This is a genomic window from Clostridioides sp. GD02377 (assembly GCF_045899875.1).
Taxonomy (GTDB): Bacteria; Bacillota; Clostridia; order Peptostreptococcales; family Peptostreptococcaceae; genus Clostridioides; species Clostridioides difficile_A.
In genome coordinates, this window is the sequence record NZ_JBJODA010000025.1 from 19,480 (window position 1) to 36,389 (window position 16,910).

16 protein-coding genes are annotated in these 16,910 nt (G+C 31.2%); all 16 read right to left on the reverse strand.

Annotation, left to right across the window (positions count from 1 at the left end; all coding sequences use genetic code 11):
* Position 1: 1 nt before the first annotated feature.
* Entirely contained in the window at positions 2-1,018 is a 1,017-nt protein-coding gene (locus Q3304_RS18295; protein WP_243193319.1) for a Gfo/Idh/MocA family protein, read from the reverse strand.
* Positions 1,019-1,196: 178 nt separating this feature from the next.
* The gene (locus Q3304_RS18300) at positions 1,197-1,736 is read right to left on the reverse strand and encodes a putative ABC transporter permease (protein ID WP_407814688.1); all 540 of its coding nucleotides are present in this window, start codon (positions 1,734-1,736) and stop codon (positions 1,197-1,199) included.
* A gap of 101 nt (positions 1,737-1,837) precedes the next feature.
* On the reverse strand, positions 1,838-2,518 hold the full coding sequence (locus tag Q3304_RS18305; protein ID WP_054271438.1) for an HAD family phosphatase: 681 nt from the start codon (positions 2,516-2,518) through the stop codon (positions 1,838-1,840).
* A gap of 28 nt (positions 2,519-2,546) precedes the next feature.
* Positions 2,547-3,836, reverse strand: a complete 1,290-nt coding sequence (locus Q3304_RS18310) for a hemolysin family protein (protein WP_167640392.1) — start codon at positions 3,834-3,836, stop codon at positions 2,547-2,549.
* 182 nt (positions 3,837-4,018) lie between these two features.
* The gene (locus tag Q3304_RS18315) at positions 4,019-4,252 is read right to left on the reverse strand and encodes a hypothetical protein (protein ID WP_407814689.1); all 234 of its coding nucleotides are present in this window, start codon (positions 4,250-4,252) and stop codon (positions 4,019-4,021) included.
* 71 nt (positions 4,253-4,323) lie between these two features.
* Positions 4,324-4,674 carry a TIGR03792 family protein gene (locus Q3304_RS18320; RefSeq protein ID WP_407814690.1) on the reverse strand — a complete coding sequence of 117 codons (351 nt, stop codon included), beginning with the start codon at positions 4,672-4,674 and terminating at the stop codon, positions 4,324-4,326.
* A 109-nt stretch (positions 4,675-4,783) separates the two neighbouring features.
* A complete protein-coding gene (lpdA, locus tag Q3304_RS18325; protein WP_407814691.1) occupies positions 4,784-6,184 on the reverse strand; it encodes a dihydrolipoyl dehydrogenase in 1,401 nt (466 codons plus the stop codon).
* Between the two features lie 59 nt (positions 6,185-6,243).
* A complete protein-coding gene (locus tag Q3304_RS18330; protein ID WP_407814692.1) occupies positions 6,244-7,251 on the reverse strand; it encodes a dihydrofolate reductase family protein in 1,008 nt (335 codons plus the stop codon).
* 26 nt (positions 7,252-7,277) lie between these two features.
* The gene (locus tag Q3304_RS18335; RefSeq protein WP_243193316.1) at positions 7,278-8,675 is read right to left on the reverse strand and encodes an amidohydrolase; all 1,398 of its coding nucleotides are present in this window, start codon (positions 8,673-8,675) and stop codon (positions 7,278-7,280) included.
* A gap of 123 nt (positions 8,676-8,798) precedes the next feature.
* Positions 8,799-10,064: a dihydrolipoamide acetyltransferase family protein gene (locus Q3304_RS18340; protein WP_407814693.1), complete on the reverse strand. Its 1,266-nt coding sequence runs from the start codon at positions 10,062-10,064 to the stop codon at positions 8,799-8,801.
* A gap of 17 nt (positions 10,065-10,081) precedes the next feature.
* Complete coding sequence (locus tag Q3304_RS18345) at positions 10,082-11,059, reverse strand: alpha-ketoacid dehydrogenase subunit beta (RefSeq protein WP_407814694.1); 978 nt, start codon at positions 11,057-11,059, stop codon at positions 10,082-10,084.
* Positions 11,059-12,039, reverse strand: coding sequence for a thiamine pyrophosphate-dependent dehydrogenase E1 component subunit alpha (locus Q3304_RS18350; RefSeq protein WP_054271446.1), 981 nt, complete (start codon positions 12,037-12,039; stop codon positions 11,059-11,061). The genes Q3304_RS18345 and Q3304_RS18350 overlap by 1 nt, the downstream gene beginning before the upstream one ends.
* 35 nt (positions 12,040-12,074) lie before the next feature.
* Complete coding sequence (mch, locus tag Q3304_RS18355) at positions 12,075-13,034, reverse strand: methenyltetrahydromethanopterin cyclohydrolase (protein ID WP_407814695.1); 960 nt, start codon at positions 13,032-13,034, stop codon at positions 12,075-12,077.
* A 25-nt stretch (positions 13,035-13,059) separates the two neighbouring features.
* The gene (locus Q3304_RS18360; RefSeq protein WP_054271448.1) at positions 13,060-13,794 is read right to left on the reverse strand and encodes an SDR family NAD(P)-dependent oxidoreductase; all 735 of its coding nucleotides are present in this window, start codon (positions 13,792-13,794) and stop codon (positions 13,060-13,062) included.
* Positions 13,795-13,904: 110 nt separating this feature from the next.
* Positions 13,905-16,157, reverse strand: a complete 2,253-nt coding sequence (locus tag Q3304_RS18365; protein WP_407814696.1) for a xanthine dehydrogenase family protein molybdopterin-binding subunit — start codon at positions 16,155-16,157, stop codon at positions 13,905-13,907.
* A complete protein-coding gene (locus tag Q3304_RS18370; RefSeq protein ID WP_407814697.1) occupies positions 16,150-16,629 on the reverse strand; it encodes a (2Fe-2S)-binding protein in 480 nt (159 codons plus the stop codon). Before Q3304_RS18370 ends, Q3304_RS18365 begins: the two co-directional genes overlap by 8 nt.
* Positions 16,630-16,910 lie beyond the last annotated feature (281 nt).

Below are 16,910 nucleotides of genomic sequence, written 5' to 3' on the forward strand. Positions count from 1 at the left end.
ATTACATACTATCAGCTGGATAAACAATATTACATTGTCTTCTTATCTCATCCATAAGTTCCATTACAATTATTGAGTTTTCATAAGAATTTATTTTAGACTCTATTTTATTGTTATTTATAAGACTTATAAACTCAACAAGTTCATAGTACATACCTTCTATTTCTCTAGGTTTTTCCTCTTCTTTTTCTTTTAAAATAGATATATCTTCTTCTCTTCCATCTCTATACTTTATAATAGCTTTCTCAAATAGATTCAGTTTTTCAATTATTATACTTCCCTCTTCTCCTTGTATCTCAGATGGTATATAAGAATCAGCTATTTTTGAATACTGAATTATTGCATCCATATCATCGTATTTAAATATAGCTGAGCCTTCTCCATCAACTCCAGTTTGAAGTATATGAGAAATTGCTTTTACTGATTTTGGAGCTCCAAATAGATTTACCATTGGATGTATACAATACACTCCTATGTCCATCAATGCACCATTCGATAACTCTTTTTTAAAAGCATTTTCTATAATTCCATTCTTATACTTATCATATCTTGAAGAATATTGACAATAACTTCCAAAGTATCTTCTTATCTTTCCTATTTTGTATAAGTTTTCTTTAACTGCCTTAAAGTTTGGAACACATGTAATTCTCATAGCTTCCATAAGAAGTACATTATTGTCTCTAGCTGTTTCTATCATCAGTTTTACTTCTTTTAAATTAGATGCTAATGATTTCTCACAAAGTACATGTTTTTTGTATTTTAAACAAGTAAGAGCTTGTTTTGAATGTATAGCATTTGGAGAAGCTATATATATAGCATCTATATCACTTGATTTAGCCATTTTTTCTAAGTCATCAAAAAAAATACTTACTCCATATGGCTCTCCAAATTCCTTAGCTCTTTCTAAATCCCTTGAATATATAGCAACCAATTCAAATTCTTTAATCCTAAAAGCAGCTCTTAGAAATGTTTTTGCTATATTGCTTGTCCCAATAATGCCAAATCTTACTTTACTCATTATAAATCACTCCCTATTTTCTATATTTTATTTTGATTTAAATAGAAAACTTTATAACCTATTATAATATTCTCAAATAAATTCATCAAATAAAAAAGAAAGCTAATTTTAAATGATTTCATCATTTTAACATAGCTTTCTTTCTACTACAATCTAAGTTTAACCTATACTTTTAAAATTACCTTTCCACTATATCTCTATTTCCTCTCAATAGTTTTATAGTAAAAATTTCATCTACAAACAGTGCTACCAATAGCACAGTTGCAAGAATTGGCCAATAAGGCATTATAAGTCGATACAAATTGTCAATTATATATACTTGAAAATATCTTACCCCAATAAAAGTCAGTATAGTCCAGTACATAGAAAACTTTAAACATACTATTCCTCTACTATTGTACTTGTAATCAGAATAATCCCAATATACCTTATTAAAATATATTTTCATAAGTATACCTGTAATGTATTCTACTGTTGTTGGTACCACTAAACATAATAAAAGCAATGCAAATATATTATTTGGGTCAATAAATCTTGAGACCTCGATTATAATCGACATTGCAATTGCATACATTGGTTTAAATGGGCCATTTAAAAATCCATCCTCTTGAAAATGTCCTTGTGTATAATAACTGTATAAGTTTTCAATTATCCAACCTATAAAACCATACAAGAAAAAATTAAATAAAAAATATAATAGAGAACCTGAATTATCCATGAATATTCCTCCTAATTGTTTATAATTATTTTTTCTCATATTCATGGATTTATTCTAAATCGAAGAAATTATATTTAATTTATTTAATCTAATATTTTATATTATAGATTATTACATGTTTTAGAATTCAAACTTTTTAGGTATTCTCTAACCTCTAATAAGTTTTCAAGTATCTTATGTGATTGTGCTTTAATCTGTTCGTCTGGTTCTTTTAAATCTGGTACATTTATACATCTTATACCACCATTATATGCAGCTTCCACACCCATAGGGGAATCCTCTATAACAATACAATTTTGTGGTTCTATATTTATTTTTTTTGCTGCTTTTAAGAATATTTCTGGATTTGGCTTAGAGTTTACAACATCATCCCCACATACTATAGCATCAAAGTACTCTTTTAAATTTGCTTTGGCTAACCTCTTTACTGCTCTTTCTCTTTTTGTAGATGTTGCAACAGCCATTTTATATCCACTTTCCTTTAAGAATGAGATTAATTCATTAACTCCTAATTTAATAGGTGCTCCTTCTCTATCCATAAATTCAATCATGTTTTTAGTTTTTTCATCGTACAAATCTATTATTGGAACAGAACTATCGTATATATTTGTAAGACCTTCTATTATACCCTTACGATTTCTTCCCATAACTGATGTGTATATTTCTTTAGTCATAGTATATCCATACTTTTCAAATGTCTCTATCCAAAATTCAAGAGATATTCTCTCTGAATCAAACAAAACTCCATCCATATCAAAAATAATTCCTTCTACTTTTTGCATACAATTCCTCCAATATTTTTTGATATAATTATATTACACTTTTTATGATTAATTTTACAACCCTCAATTTATCCAATTCTAATATTGTAAAATTATAGTTTTCAAAAGTCACACTTTGATTTACTTTAATATTTGAACCTAGCATATAGGATATCCATCCACCTATACTGTCAAACCCATCATGTTCTATATCAAGCCCAAAATACTTGTTAATATAGTTAATCGACTCAGTTCCATCAACCAAATAAGAACCTGCTCCTATTTTCTTAATATGAGTCTCTTCTTTATCAAATTCATCTTGAATTTCTCCAACTATCTCTTCTAGTATATCCTCTATTGTAACCACTCCAGATGTACCACCATATTCATCAACTACTATAGCAAGTTGAAGCTTCTCTTTTCTTATTCTCTCAAGAGCCTTATCTATAGTTAAGTTTTCAGATATGTATATAATATCTCTCAATATTTGTTTCAGTTCAATTTTATTTTCATTTATCTTTTGATTATATAAATCTCTTATATGTACAAAACCTAATATATCATCTTTATTTTTTCTACATACTGGATATCTTGTGACACCTTCTTCTTTTAAAGTAGATAATATCTTTTCTTCTGAATCACTTTCATATACACATACCATATCAGTTCTAGGCACCATTATTTCTCTAATTTTCTTTTCCTCAAATTCAAAAATATTATCAACAAATCTTTGTTCTGATTCATCTATAAGACCACTTCTATAACTTTCTTCCACTAATAACCTTATTTCATCACCTGTATGTGGCTCATCAACCTCATCAGCTTGTGAATATCCAAATGGTTTAAGAAATAAATCAGTACTTAGGTTGAAAAAATATATTACTGGATATGTTAACTTATAAAATCCTATTAATAAAAAAGATGTACTTAACATTATTTTTTCCGTATTATAAAGTGCTAAAGCTTTAGGAACCAATTCTCCTATTACAACTTCTACCATTGTTATAATTAAAAATGAAATAGAAATTGATATGGTATATATAATACTTTCACTAAGATTAAAGATACTTATTATTGGTAAAATTAACTCTTTAACTGTAGATTCTCCCATCCAACCTAATGCAAGTGAACAGAGTGTTATTCCAAGTTGACATGCTGAAAGATAGGAGTTTAAATTGTCTTTTATTGTTTTACATCTTATTGCATTATTATTGCCTTCAGCTATCATAGTATCTATCCTAGAACTACGAAGCTTTACCATAGCAAATTCACAAGCTACAAAAAAAGCATTTATCAAAACAAGTATTGCTATAAGTGTTACATTTAATAAATCCCGCATAAAGTATTGGTTCTTATAATATAAGAAATCTATAAGAACTCAAAGTTCCCCCCTTATATTTCTAAAATTTAATTTATAATATATATTCTATCATATTTATTAATATATCTTACTTTATTACAAATAATTTTTATATACCAAATAACCCCTTTTAATATTTATGGTAGACTATCTAATAAACATTAAAAGGGGTTATTTAAATTATATATCAGCAAATAAATTCTAGGAGAACCTATTATAAATCCATCTGCTAAAGTAACACCTCCTATTATGCATGAAGGTATAGTTGGTATTGAACTAAATATAGATACTATTATAGATGACAATGCATTTCCCATCGTAGCAGACTCTAATTCTTTATCTGTAACCTCTCTATTCATAGCTCTAATAGTAACAATCGTTGTAGCTCCCATCATATCAGCTAACTTGAACGATATTTATTTTGACCACAATATTATCTATGTATAGTTTTTAGTGACACTCAATCTTATTCTTTGCACTCTACAAGTTTGTACCTTTTATTGATTTCGTGTTCTGCCTTTATAAACTCTAAATGGCCCTCACCCATCAGTTCAGACATTTTTTTCTTTCTAGCATAGAGCCAATTTTTATCAATATTTTTATAGTACTTATAATCAGTCCAATATACTATTGATGTTATTTCTCCTGGATTACTTTCACTAATCCATATCTCAGAACCAGCAAATCCCTCTAATAATTCTAAACCCTTAACCCAAATCTCATAATCTAATTGTAAGTATTTTTCTATTAAGTTGATATTTATCCTGAAAGTTAGTTCTTCAACAAACAAAGGCTTTTCAAATACTTTTAATTTCATATTATATACTTCCTTCTTTAATATTTGACTATTTTTTCTATACAACTGTTTTCAACTTAATTTACCTATATATAACCACTTCTTATTCTTACATTTATTTATTACAACATCATTTTCTCACAGGTGGCATGTGTATTGATTTATCTAATATTCCCATGGATGCTTCTAAAAAAGCTTCTGATAAAGTTGGATGTCCATGCATAATACTTGCAACTTCTTCAACTGTCAACATGGCTTTCATTGCAACCACAGCCTCATGTATTAAATCGCTAGCATTAGGTCCTATAATATGAACGCCATATATTGTAGTTTTATCCTTTGAGGCAATTATCTTAACCATGCCTTCTGAATCATTCATTGTAAGCGCCTTCCCATTTCCAGAAAACTGAAATTTACTGACAACATAATCTAAATTTTTATCCTTAACTTCTTCTTCAGATAATCCAACTGTAGACACCTCTGGAAAAGTAAAAATTGAATTTGGCACTAAATTATAATCTACACTCGTTTTCTCTCCTACCATTCGTTCAATAGCAACTTTCCCCTCTTCAGATGCAACATGTGCAAGCATCACTCCTCCAATCACATCTCCAATTGCATATATTCCTGGTACAGAAGTACAATAATTTTCATCAACTTTTATTCCTTTTTTATCATATCTTATACCTATACCTTCTAGGTTTAACCCATCTACATCAAGTTCCCTTCCTGTTGATATAAGTATATTGTCACAGGCTATTTTTGTTTTTTCTCCATTCTTACTTATATCTGCAACTAATCCTTCGCCATTCTTATATATTTCTTCTACTTTTGATGAAATTATTATTTTAATTCCTCTTTTATTTAGCAATTTACTTAATCTAGAGGATACCTCTTTATCAACCATAGGAATTATAGTATCCAAAAACTCAACAATAGTCACATCTGAACCAAATTCGTTTAAGATTCCTGCAAACTCAATTCCTATAATTCCACCTCCAACGATTACAATTTTCTTAGGCAAATTATTCATTTCTAAGGCTTCTTTACTTGTTATTACACCTTCTAAATTAGCTCCTTTTATTGGTGGCTTAGAAGATTTTGAACCAGATGCAATTAAAATATTTCTACCTTTAATTATTTTCTTAGACCCATCCTCCAATTTGACTTCTACAGAATCTCTACTTATTAGTTTTGCTTCACCTTTTTCTATTACTACTTTATTAGCCTTTAAAAGCCCTTTTACGCCACTGGTTAAAGTTTTTACTACCTTTTTCTTTCTTGATTGTACTTTTTCTAAGTCTAGTTCATATTTTTCAACTTTTATGCCATATTCTTCAGCATGCTTAAAATAATTTAAAATTTGTGCATCCTTAAATAATGTCTTTGTAGGGATACAACCTGTATTTAAGCAAGTACCTCCAAGTTCATTTTTTTCTATAATTACAACATTTAATCCAAGTTGAGCTCCTCTAATTGCCGCAACATATCCTCCTGGTCCACCACCAATTACGATTAAATCAGTGTTCATCTTCACTATTCCTCCTTTTAAATCATAAATATTAATTCACTATGTCCAAAATTTTGCTATTAATATTTATATCCAGTTAAATCTATTTGACTTTTAATATCATAATGAAGTTTTTGACGTGTAAAAATAAAATTATTTCTATGAATTCCTATTGTCAATAATTCTGAATGTGGATGCTCTAAATGGCTATAAGCTATTGTGCAACCTGGAGTCATTCTTCCACCTACAAACACCATCGAATAATTTATGAAATATTCATCCAATAATTTATTTTCTATCAAATGTGTGCAATATGAAGGAGATTCTACACACACTTTTTCTATACCTAAATTTTTAAGTACATAAAGCAACACCTCAGAATCTGGCGTACTATCTTTTCCAGTTATAATCACAGGAAAAACATCAAAATCTTTATATAATTCTTCAAATGTACAATCATCAACATCCTCAATTGAACTAAAACTTCCTATACACACATGTTTTAGAGGAGAGTTTTCTTTTATATACTCCCAGCCGTTTGGAGATGTAGCTATAACCATTTTATATTCTTGGCTTTTATCAACATTAAATGTATAGTGATTAAATGGAATATCTGTAGCATCAAAAGAAACTACTACCCCACATGGTTGATATTTTTTATTTAAACAATCTTTTCTTTGTTGTGTCAGACTTTCGTCAAATACATGACATGTTATTCCTGGTTCATTTTGTAAAGTTCTAGCTCCAATAATCACAGCATCTGAACATGCTCTTAATACATTTAAAACCCAAAATTCTGCTAGAGCACCATCTAGGTCTATAAAATTATTTTTCCCAATCAAGGGGCCTGCCTTATTATCTTCATATGCCATCTTTCCATCAGAAGATAAAACCATAGAAGAAAATGTATATGGTCTTTTTTCACTTGCCTGAGGAAAAAATAATTCCGTATAATACTCTATAACATCTGGTATACATACATCTTCTTTAGAATTTGATTTTATTGTACTTAATATCTTTTCATTTCTATTTAATACATCTATTTTTAAATTACCTCTTGGTATACTGAAAAATTCAAGATTATTCATACTCTTACCATCCTCTCTTAATTGTTTTACAATCCATAAATTCTTTTTCCCCACTGTACATTACCTAGACCAATATCAGCTATTAATTTACTTGCTATTTGTTGAGTTTTATATAGTACCTTTTCTTCATCTATAGTAGTTATCTGATTATTCTCCATAACCACTTTTCCATCTATAATAGAAGTTTCTATATTATTTGGAGTAGATGAATATATTAGTGAACTAATCGGGTCATGAATTGGTATAGAAATTGAACTTTTATATGGGTTATAAATTACAATATCGGCATTTTTTCCTACCTCTATTGAACCTAGTGAATCTAATTTATTTATAGATTTTGCTCCCCCTAAGGTTGCCATTTCAAGTACACTTGATGAAGGTAAGAGTTTTGCATCTCTATGAGTAACCTTTTGTAATAATGTAGTCATCTTCATTACTTCTAGCATATTTTGAGTATCATTACTAGCCGAACCATCGCATGCCAGACTTATAGTTAATCCCTCTTCTATAAACCTTGGAATTGGTGCAACTCCTGCTGCTAGAACCATATTAGATACAGGATTATGAGATATTTTGACATCATATTTTTTAAATAACTCTATGTCTTCATCTGACATATGTATACAATGAACTGCAATAAAATCAGGGCCTAAAATCCCCATTTTTTCAAGATATGGTACAGTTTTCATACCTCTATCGTCTAAACAATATTTATCATCATCTTCAGTTTCAAGTAAATGCATTGTTATTGGTATATTAAGCTCATCAGCTATCTTTCTTATCTCTTTATAGCCATCTTCAGTGTTGTCCCATATAATTCCAGGTGCCAATGCCATACCAATTCTTGAATGGTTTTTATATTTTTTATTTAATCTTCTCACATCATCAAAGAATTTTTGCTCTGTATCATGATAAGTGCAACCAAATTCCTCAGGAAATTTACTTGTATCTGTAAATCCTCTTCCCAGTATCCCTCTTATTCCTAAGTCTTCAAATGCTCGTATTATGCTATCATCAAGACCTTCTTTTCCATGACAATACATATAATCAAGTATAGTAGTTGTACCTGTCTTAATTGCTTCTATACACCCTGTTAATGCTGCATAATAGCAACATTCATCATCTATCTTATGGATAGCTCTTCTAACAGAACTATCAAGCCAGTCTAGTAATAATTTATCTCTTCCTAATCCCTTTAATAAAGTCTGAAATAGATGAGAATGAGTACTTATGAATCCAGGAAAAACCACTTTACCTTTAGCATCTATAGTTTTTTCTGAAATATATTTTTCTAACAAATTAGTTTTTCCTATATCAATTATCTTGCTCTTTTCAATTATTATACAAGCATCTTTTAATATTTCCCTCTCCGTATTCATTGAAATTAGATAAGCGTTTTTAATTATCAAATCTACTTTTCTCATGCAGTAACCTCCATATAATTTTCTGCCATACTTTAATTTTGACAGATAGTTTGGAGAGAAAAAATCTTTCGAGAAACGCATAACAAACTATCTGTCGATTAATGTGGTGCTTATAATATTATTTTACATCCATCTAAAATCTAAGAGATTTTGAGTAACTTCTTGAAGAAAGCGTGCTCCAGGAGCTCCATCTACCACTCGATGGTCATGGGTCAAGCTCATATTCATTACAGAACCAGCATAAAATGCACCCTCTTTAACAAGAACTTTTTCTATTATACTTCCAATCCCTAAAATTGCACTTTCTGGTGTATTTAATACTGGAGTAAAGTATGTTATTCCAAACATACCTAAATTGGTTATAGTAATAGTTCCATTACTCATCTCATCTTGATTTAATTGATTATTTTTAGCCTTTTCACTTAAATCACTTAGTTCTATACATATTGTTCTTAAGTCTTTCAAGTTTGCATTCTTTATTACAGGTACTACTAATCCATTTGGAATGTCTACAGCCACACCTACATTAATCTCATCATTTATTTTAAAATGATTTTCATCAAACACTTGTGTTCTAAGTTTAGGATGATTTTCAAGAGCTTGAGCTACAGCTTTTATTATAAGAGCTGTATAACTCAGTTTAATACCTGCATTTTTATATTTTTCTTTTAAACTTTTATATACTTTAGTTAGATTTGTAATTTCTAGTTCAGTAGCAATCGTAGTTTGAGCTGTTGTCAACAAACTTTCGTGCATTTTTTTTGCTATTATATTTTGCATTTGAGTCATTTTAGTTACCACATCATTTTCCCTTATAGTTGTCTTAGCGCTCTTAATTTGAGGAATAGATGTAGCATCTTGCCGTACTCCTTTTTCAACTACTTCACTTTGATTAGTTTCAATTACCTTTTCTTCTAGATTTTTATTCATGAAGTTTTTCAAATCATCAATTGTTATTGCTCCATGTATTCCTGTACCTTCTATGTTTGAATAGTCAATGCCTTTTTCTTCAGCTATTTTTTTAGCTCTTGGAGTTATTCTCTTTTCTATCTCCAAATTTTTTACCTCTGTTATCAGCTCTAAGCTTGGAGTATCTTCTTCTTTCTCTATATTTGTTTTAACTGTTGGATTAAGTCCACTAATATCTTCATTTGCATCTGCAATTATACAGATTATTTCTCCACAATTTACAACTTCTCCCTCTTCAAACAGTATCTTTCTTAGTACTCCATCTTCTGTTGCTTCAACTGTATTAGTTATCTTATCAGTTTCAATTTCTAAAAGTTCATCGCCCTTATTTACAATGTTACCTTCTTCAATCAACCATGTACCAATTGTCCCATCTTCCATAGAAAGACCAAACTTTGGCATTTTAACCTCTGTAATCATGACTTATCCTCCCTTGATTAATATTGCATAACTTCTCTACAGGCTTTAATTAGGTTTTCTAGTTTTGGCAAAACAAAATCCTCTAAAACTGGTGCATATGCCACTGGAGCATCAATTGATGTAACTCTTTTTATTGGTGCACTTAGATACTCAAATACATCTTCATTTATCATTGCAGATATTTCAGCTGCCCAACCTCCTACTCTTGGTCCTTCTTGAGCAATAACTAATCTGCTAGTTTTTGCTACTGATTCTACTATAGTTTTTTTGTCATAAGGAAAAACAGTTCTAAGGTCGATTATCTCTACACTAATTCCTCCTTTTTGAAGTTCATTTGCTGCTTTATGTGCTAGACCTAACATCATTTGTGTAGCCACTATTGTAACATCACTGCCAACTCTCTCAATCTCAGCTTCATATAAAGGTATCTCATATGGTTCAACTGGTACTTCACCCTTAACGTTATATAGCATTTTATGTTCCAAAAACAATACTGGATTATCGTTCTTTATAGCTGATAATAACATTCCCTTAGCTTCATAAGGTGTTGTTGGTGAAACCACTACAAGTCCAGGAGTATTCATAAACCATGATTCTGCACAAACTGAGTGATGATATGCACAACGTATACCAGCTCCCTGCACTGCACGAACAGTAATTGGACAATGAGCTTTCCCTTGAAACATAAAGTTAAGTTTTGCTGCATTATTTACAAGTTGGTCAAAACAAACACCTAAAAAATCTGCAAACATTATCTCAGGTACAGGTCTTAATCCACAAAGAGCTGCTCCGTTTGATAATCCTAATATAGCTGACTCTGATAAAGCTGTATCCTTGATTCTATTTGGCCATTTAGCCATTATTCCTTTAGTAATTCCAAAATCTCCACCCATCTTAGCAACATCTTCACCTAATATAAAAACTCTATCATCATTTTCCATGGCTTGATGAAGTGCTTCATTTATTGCCATTCCATACGAAAGTTTTCTTCCCATTATCTTATTTCCACCTCTCTATCAACATATGTGTGTGTAACTGCATCTTTAATATCTGGTGATGGACTCTCCAATGAGAATCTTAGCATTTCTTGAACATCAGCCTCTATTTCTTCTTCAATATCTTTAAGTACATCTTCTGACATACCTTCTCTCTCAATAAGTACTTTTCTAGTTAGTTTTATTGGGTCTCTGTCTTTCCAATACTTAACTTCCTCTTCAGGTCTATATGCTGCTGGGTCTCCTGCAAAATGACCTTGCCAACGATAAGTAAGAAACTCTATTAATGTTGGACCTTCACCTTTTCTTGCTCTATCTGCTGCTTTTTCTACTATCTCAATTACTGCTTCTACATCATTCCCATCCACTCTATAACTTGGAATCTCGTATCCTTCCCCCCATGTTTTTAGTTCTTTTTGAGGATGAGAATCTGTATAGTGTGTAGATATAGCATACTGATTATTAAGCAAACAGTATATTATTGGTAGTTTCCATGTAGCTGACATATTAAGACTTTCATGACAAGTACCTTCTCCTAAAGTACCATCTCCTAAAAATACTGCTGTTACATCGTCAGTTTCTTTATATACAGATGCAAAAGCTGTGCCTAAGCAAGTTACCATAGTAGAACCTTGTATTCCATTGAATCCCATATTTCTACATTCAATATCATTTATATGCATTGAACCACCTCTGCCACCATTTATACCTGTAGCTTTAGCAAATATTTCAGCCATTACAAGTTTTGGGTCGGTTCCACAAAGTGCTATAGTCCCATGTCCTCTATGGTCTGGAAATTTATAATCTGTTTTTCTAAGTGCATCTACTATACCTGCTTGACAAGCCTCCTGACCTATACTTAAATGAACAAATCCTGGTATGGTACCATTTGCAGCATACTCTTCTATTACTTCTTCAAATCTTCGAATCATAACCATATCACGGTATAATTTTTCTAATCTTGTTTTATCTAACACCATTTTGTCTCCCCCTAAATTAATAGAATTTAAATCATTTATTTTAAGAAACTTCTTTCAAGAGCTGAATAATTTATCTCTCCTGATGAAAATGATTTTCCAGTATTTATATTGTGTATCTGTATTTTGCCAATCGAATGTACATCATGGTCTACATAGAAAAAATCTCTTCCTGCTTTTTCAAATACATCCTCAAATAATTCTCCATAATTTGGAGATGATGTTTTCCCCACCAATTGATGTATAGTTTTTGCAATATCAGTGTCAGTTGAATCTACCCAAAACTCAGTTTCACTACCATAAATTAATGCATCATTGATTCTTCCCATAGTCTTAATTTCGTCTTTTACTATTGGTGCTATTGGTGCTTTTCCTCTTGCAAGTACAATTTGACCTGCATCAAAGTTTTTTTCAAACATTTTATGGCATACTTGCTCAATGATTCTTGCTGATACTTGCATTGATGCTACAATACACGTACTAGGTGAAATCAATATATATGTGTCTTCTGGTTTTACTTTACAAGCATTTGCAACTTCTAAAATAGTTTTTTCATCAGGATATTTTATATCTTGAATGCACAAGACTGCCTCATGATAATCATCTTTATATGGAGTCATTTCAAAATACCAATCTGATTTAACTCTTGCTAAAGCCCTTGCTGGACCTGACCCTATAGTCGCAAACTCTCCTTCACCGAGTTTCCATCCAGCAATCTGTGAACCCATACATGCAATTAAAGGCTTATCTATGAATACTTCAACAGATGAAAAAGAGTATTCTTCATTTAGTTTAAAATCTCCCAATGTTACTATCCCCAAATCACCTATAGAAACTCTAGTAAATAAAACACCTGCTTTCCAACTTCCACTACAATTTAAACCCATATCAATTATGGTTGCTCCACAATCTGTCTTGATGACTTCACACCCTAATGATTCTGCATCTTCCAATATTTCTCTTACTACTACCATCGCCTTTTTATTTAAACTTATCATTTTCATACCTCTCAATATATTTTATTTATGCTTTTTTTCCACAGACATCAATCGCAGCTCCCATTATTGGACTAGCTTCATCAGATGCTAAAAAAGTTACGACCTTTGATACTTCTTCTACTTGCAACATTTCTTCAAGTGGTATTGTAACTGCATCATCAGAGTCAAATCGTTTTCTTGTATATTCTGTATTTGTCATTCCTAGATATATTGCATTTACATTAATTCCATATTCTTTTACTTCTTCAGATAAAGTTTGAGTAAAACTTACCACACCTCCTTTAGAAGCTGAATATGCACCAAACCCTGGAAAAAAGTGCTTTGCTGCTGTGGAACTAATATTTATTATTTTTCCATATCTTTTATCTATCATTGCTTTTAGAACAGCTTTCGTACAATAGAAAGTTCCATTCAAATTTGTATTTATTTGAGAATTCCACTCTTCAACTGTAGTATTAATTACTGGACATGATTTATGAATTGCAACATTATTAATCAAGATATCTACAGTCCCAAACTTTTCTATTAAGTTCTTAAAGCAATTATCTACTTCTTTGGATTTACTTACATCACAAACTGAAACGAATGCTCTACCACCAGATTTGATGATTTTATCTGCAATATTATCCAACTTACTTTTAGTTCTTCCAATCAAAACTACAATTGCCCCTTCTATACCAAAATCTAAAGCAAAACCTGCCCCTAATCCTTGACCCGCTCCTGTTATCACAACAACCTTATCTCTAAATCTTAAATCCACAACCACCACACCCTTTACATTCACATAATTTATATTTACAGCTAGAAAAAAGTGCCTTACTACAATCTCTAAAACATCTTAAATGGTTTCTTATTTTTTATAAGACAAGATTAAATACTTATATTTTCTAATAAAGTATTTTTCTTTAATGGCAAACTATAAAAGTCACACTTTAGTGCATTAGCCACAGCATTTGACACTGCTGGTGCTGAAGGTACTACTGAACATTCTCCTATACTCTTAGCTCCAAACGGACCACCAGGTTCTCCACATTCTATCATGCCTACTTTTACCTTAGGCATTTCACTTGCTTTTATCATATGGTATGAGCGAAATGAATTAGTCTTTATTCTTCCTCTATCATCAAATTCAAGTTCCTCCGTCAAAGCATATCCTATTCCCATCTGAATTGCCCCTTCAATCTGACCTTCTATAGACATTGGATTTAGTGCTTTTCCTACATCATGTACTGCTACATATTCAAGTACCTTTACATCTCCTAATTTTGTATCAACTTCAACTTTAGCAAAATGTGCACCATATGAACTTGCACCAGTGTCTGAAGAAAATGTCTCAACTCCAATAATTTCCCTTAAATTTACTTTTTGTGCATGTATCATGACATCACACAATGTAGCATTTTTATCAGTATTTTTAATAGAATAAACTCTGTCATTTTTTAATTCTATCCATTCTTCATCCTCTTCTAGAAGTTGTGATGCTTCTTTTAAAAGTTGTTTTTTTACTGAGTTAGCAACTTTTAAAGCTGCATTTCCAGATACGAATACTCCTCTACTTGCATAGTCACCTAGATTCCATGGTGATGCTTCTGTATCTGCTTGTATACACTCTATTTTTTCTTGGCTTATTCCAAGTATTTCAGATATAATCTGCACTTGAACACTTACAGATGCATTTCCCATATCATGAGTACCTGTATATAATACAGCTGAACCATCTTCATTCATCTTAAGCATCAAAGCTGTCATGTCTCTATGTGCACCAAAGCATCCATTTCCATGTGAACCAACTGCCATACCTATGCCGATTAAGAATCTCCCACTTGAACCATTTTGCTGTTTAATCTGTTTTTTCCATTCAAACATTTCCATTCCTTTCTTTATACAGTCTATTGGTCTTGGATTTCCATGAGGACTTTTAAATCTCTGGTCTATCCCATCAGGCTCAACTAAGTTCTTAAGTTGTAAATCTAAAATATCCATGTTGAGTTTCTTCGCAATCTTATTTAGTTGTGATTGTTGAGCAAAGAAAGCTTGTGGAGAACCATATCCTCTCATAGCTCCTGCAATTGGAGTATTCGTATACACTGGTATCCCAGTATATCTCATATTTTCAATCTTATATGATTTAAATACTTTATGACTCATAGCTCCTATTACATTTAGAGCACTTGATGTGTATGCTCCTGTATTTGTAATAACTTTCATATCTTGCGCTATAATTTGCCCATCTTTCATAGTACCTGTTTTTAGATATACAACTGCACCATGTCTAGTTCTTGTTGAAGCCATAGTTTCTCTCCTATTAAGCTCTAGTTTTACTGGTCTGCCTGATAACTTTGCCAGTAAAGCTACTATTGGCTCAATAGTAATTTCCAATTTTCCTCCAAAAGCGCCACCAATAGCTGGGCTTACCAATCTTACTTTATTCATTGGCAATTCAAATATTTTAGATAATATTACTCTAAAAGCAAAAGTATTTTGATTGGGACTATAGACTGTAAGTTTTCCACTATAATCATAGTCTGCAATAGCAACATGAGTTTCTATAGCTCCATGATGTATAGCTGGAAGTTTATATTTATCTTCAAAGATGTAATCAGCTTTTTTCATAGCTTCTTCTACATTTCCACATTCCTGCACATTTTCTGTAAGTTTATTACCATCTTTATGTATTGGATATGCATTTTCTTTTATTGCTTCTTCTGGGTCGAATACTGAAGGCAATTCTTCATACTCGACTTCAATAAGTTTCAGTGCTTTTTCAGCTGTTTTTAAATCTTCTGCTGCAACAGCTGCGACCTTATCCCCCACAAAACGAACAATATCATCAAAAATGTATTCAACTTCAGGCAATTCATGTTCATAAAACCTCATTGCACTGTTAAAAGCTATTCTTGGTGAATTTTTATATGTAGCTATAGCTTTTACTCCTTCTAATTTTTCTGCTTTTGATGTGTCTATTCTCTTAATCTTTGCATGTGCCACAGGGCTAAATAATACCTTAGCATATAGCATATTGGGGATTTTCATATCTGCAGTGTATTTAAGTTGACCAGTAGCTTTAAGCACAGCATCCCTTATTGGAGCTCTTTCACCTATAACATTCAGTTCACTACTCAAATGCTACACCTCCCATTCTTTTTGCTGATAAAAGTATAGCCTCGACAATTTTTACATATCCTGTACATCTACAAAGATTATTATCTATGGATTTTCTAACATCCATTTCAGAAGGATTTGGATTTTTATCCAACAAAGCTTTTGCTGACATTATCATACCTGGAGTACAATACCCACATTGTATAGCTCCACAATCAATAAAGGCTTGTTGGATTGGATGTATATTGATTCCATCTGATAAACCTTCAATTGTCATGATTTTTTTACCCACTGCGTTTTTTGCTAAAATCAGACATGAATTCACTGCTTCTCCATTTAAAATTATTTTACAAGCTCCACAATCACCTGTACTACATCCACATTTACTTCCAGTTAGATTTAATTTTTCTCTTAAGACATAAAGTAAAGTCCACTTATTTTCTATGGCTACCTCTTTCACTGTGCCATTTATATCAAGTTCAATAACCTCCATAACCTTCACCTTCCACCTACAGAATTTAATTATGTATATCTCTATGAAATTTTAAATTTAATTACTTTGTCTGTATTATTTAAGCTCTTTTTTACACAAAATCCTCTAATTATTGATAAAAAAAGAGGAGCAAGGCGCTCCTCTTGGATATCCTTTCAGATTATACTTTTATTAAAATGAGTATCATATCTTTTGATTATTCAAGTTTTTAAGGTTTTTGGGTAAAAAAAATAGAAGCAAGGCGCTCCTTCTTGGATATCCTTTCAGATTGTATTTATAAG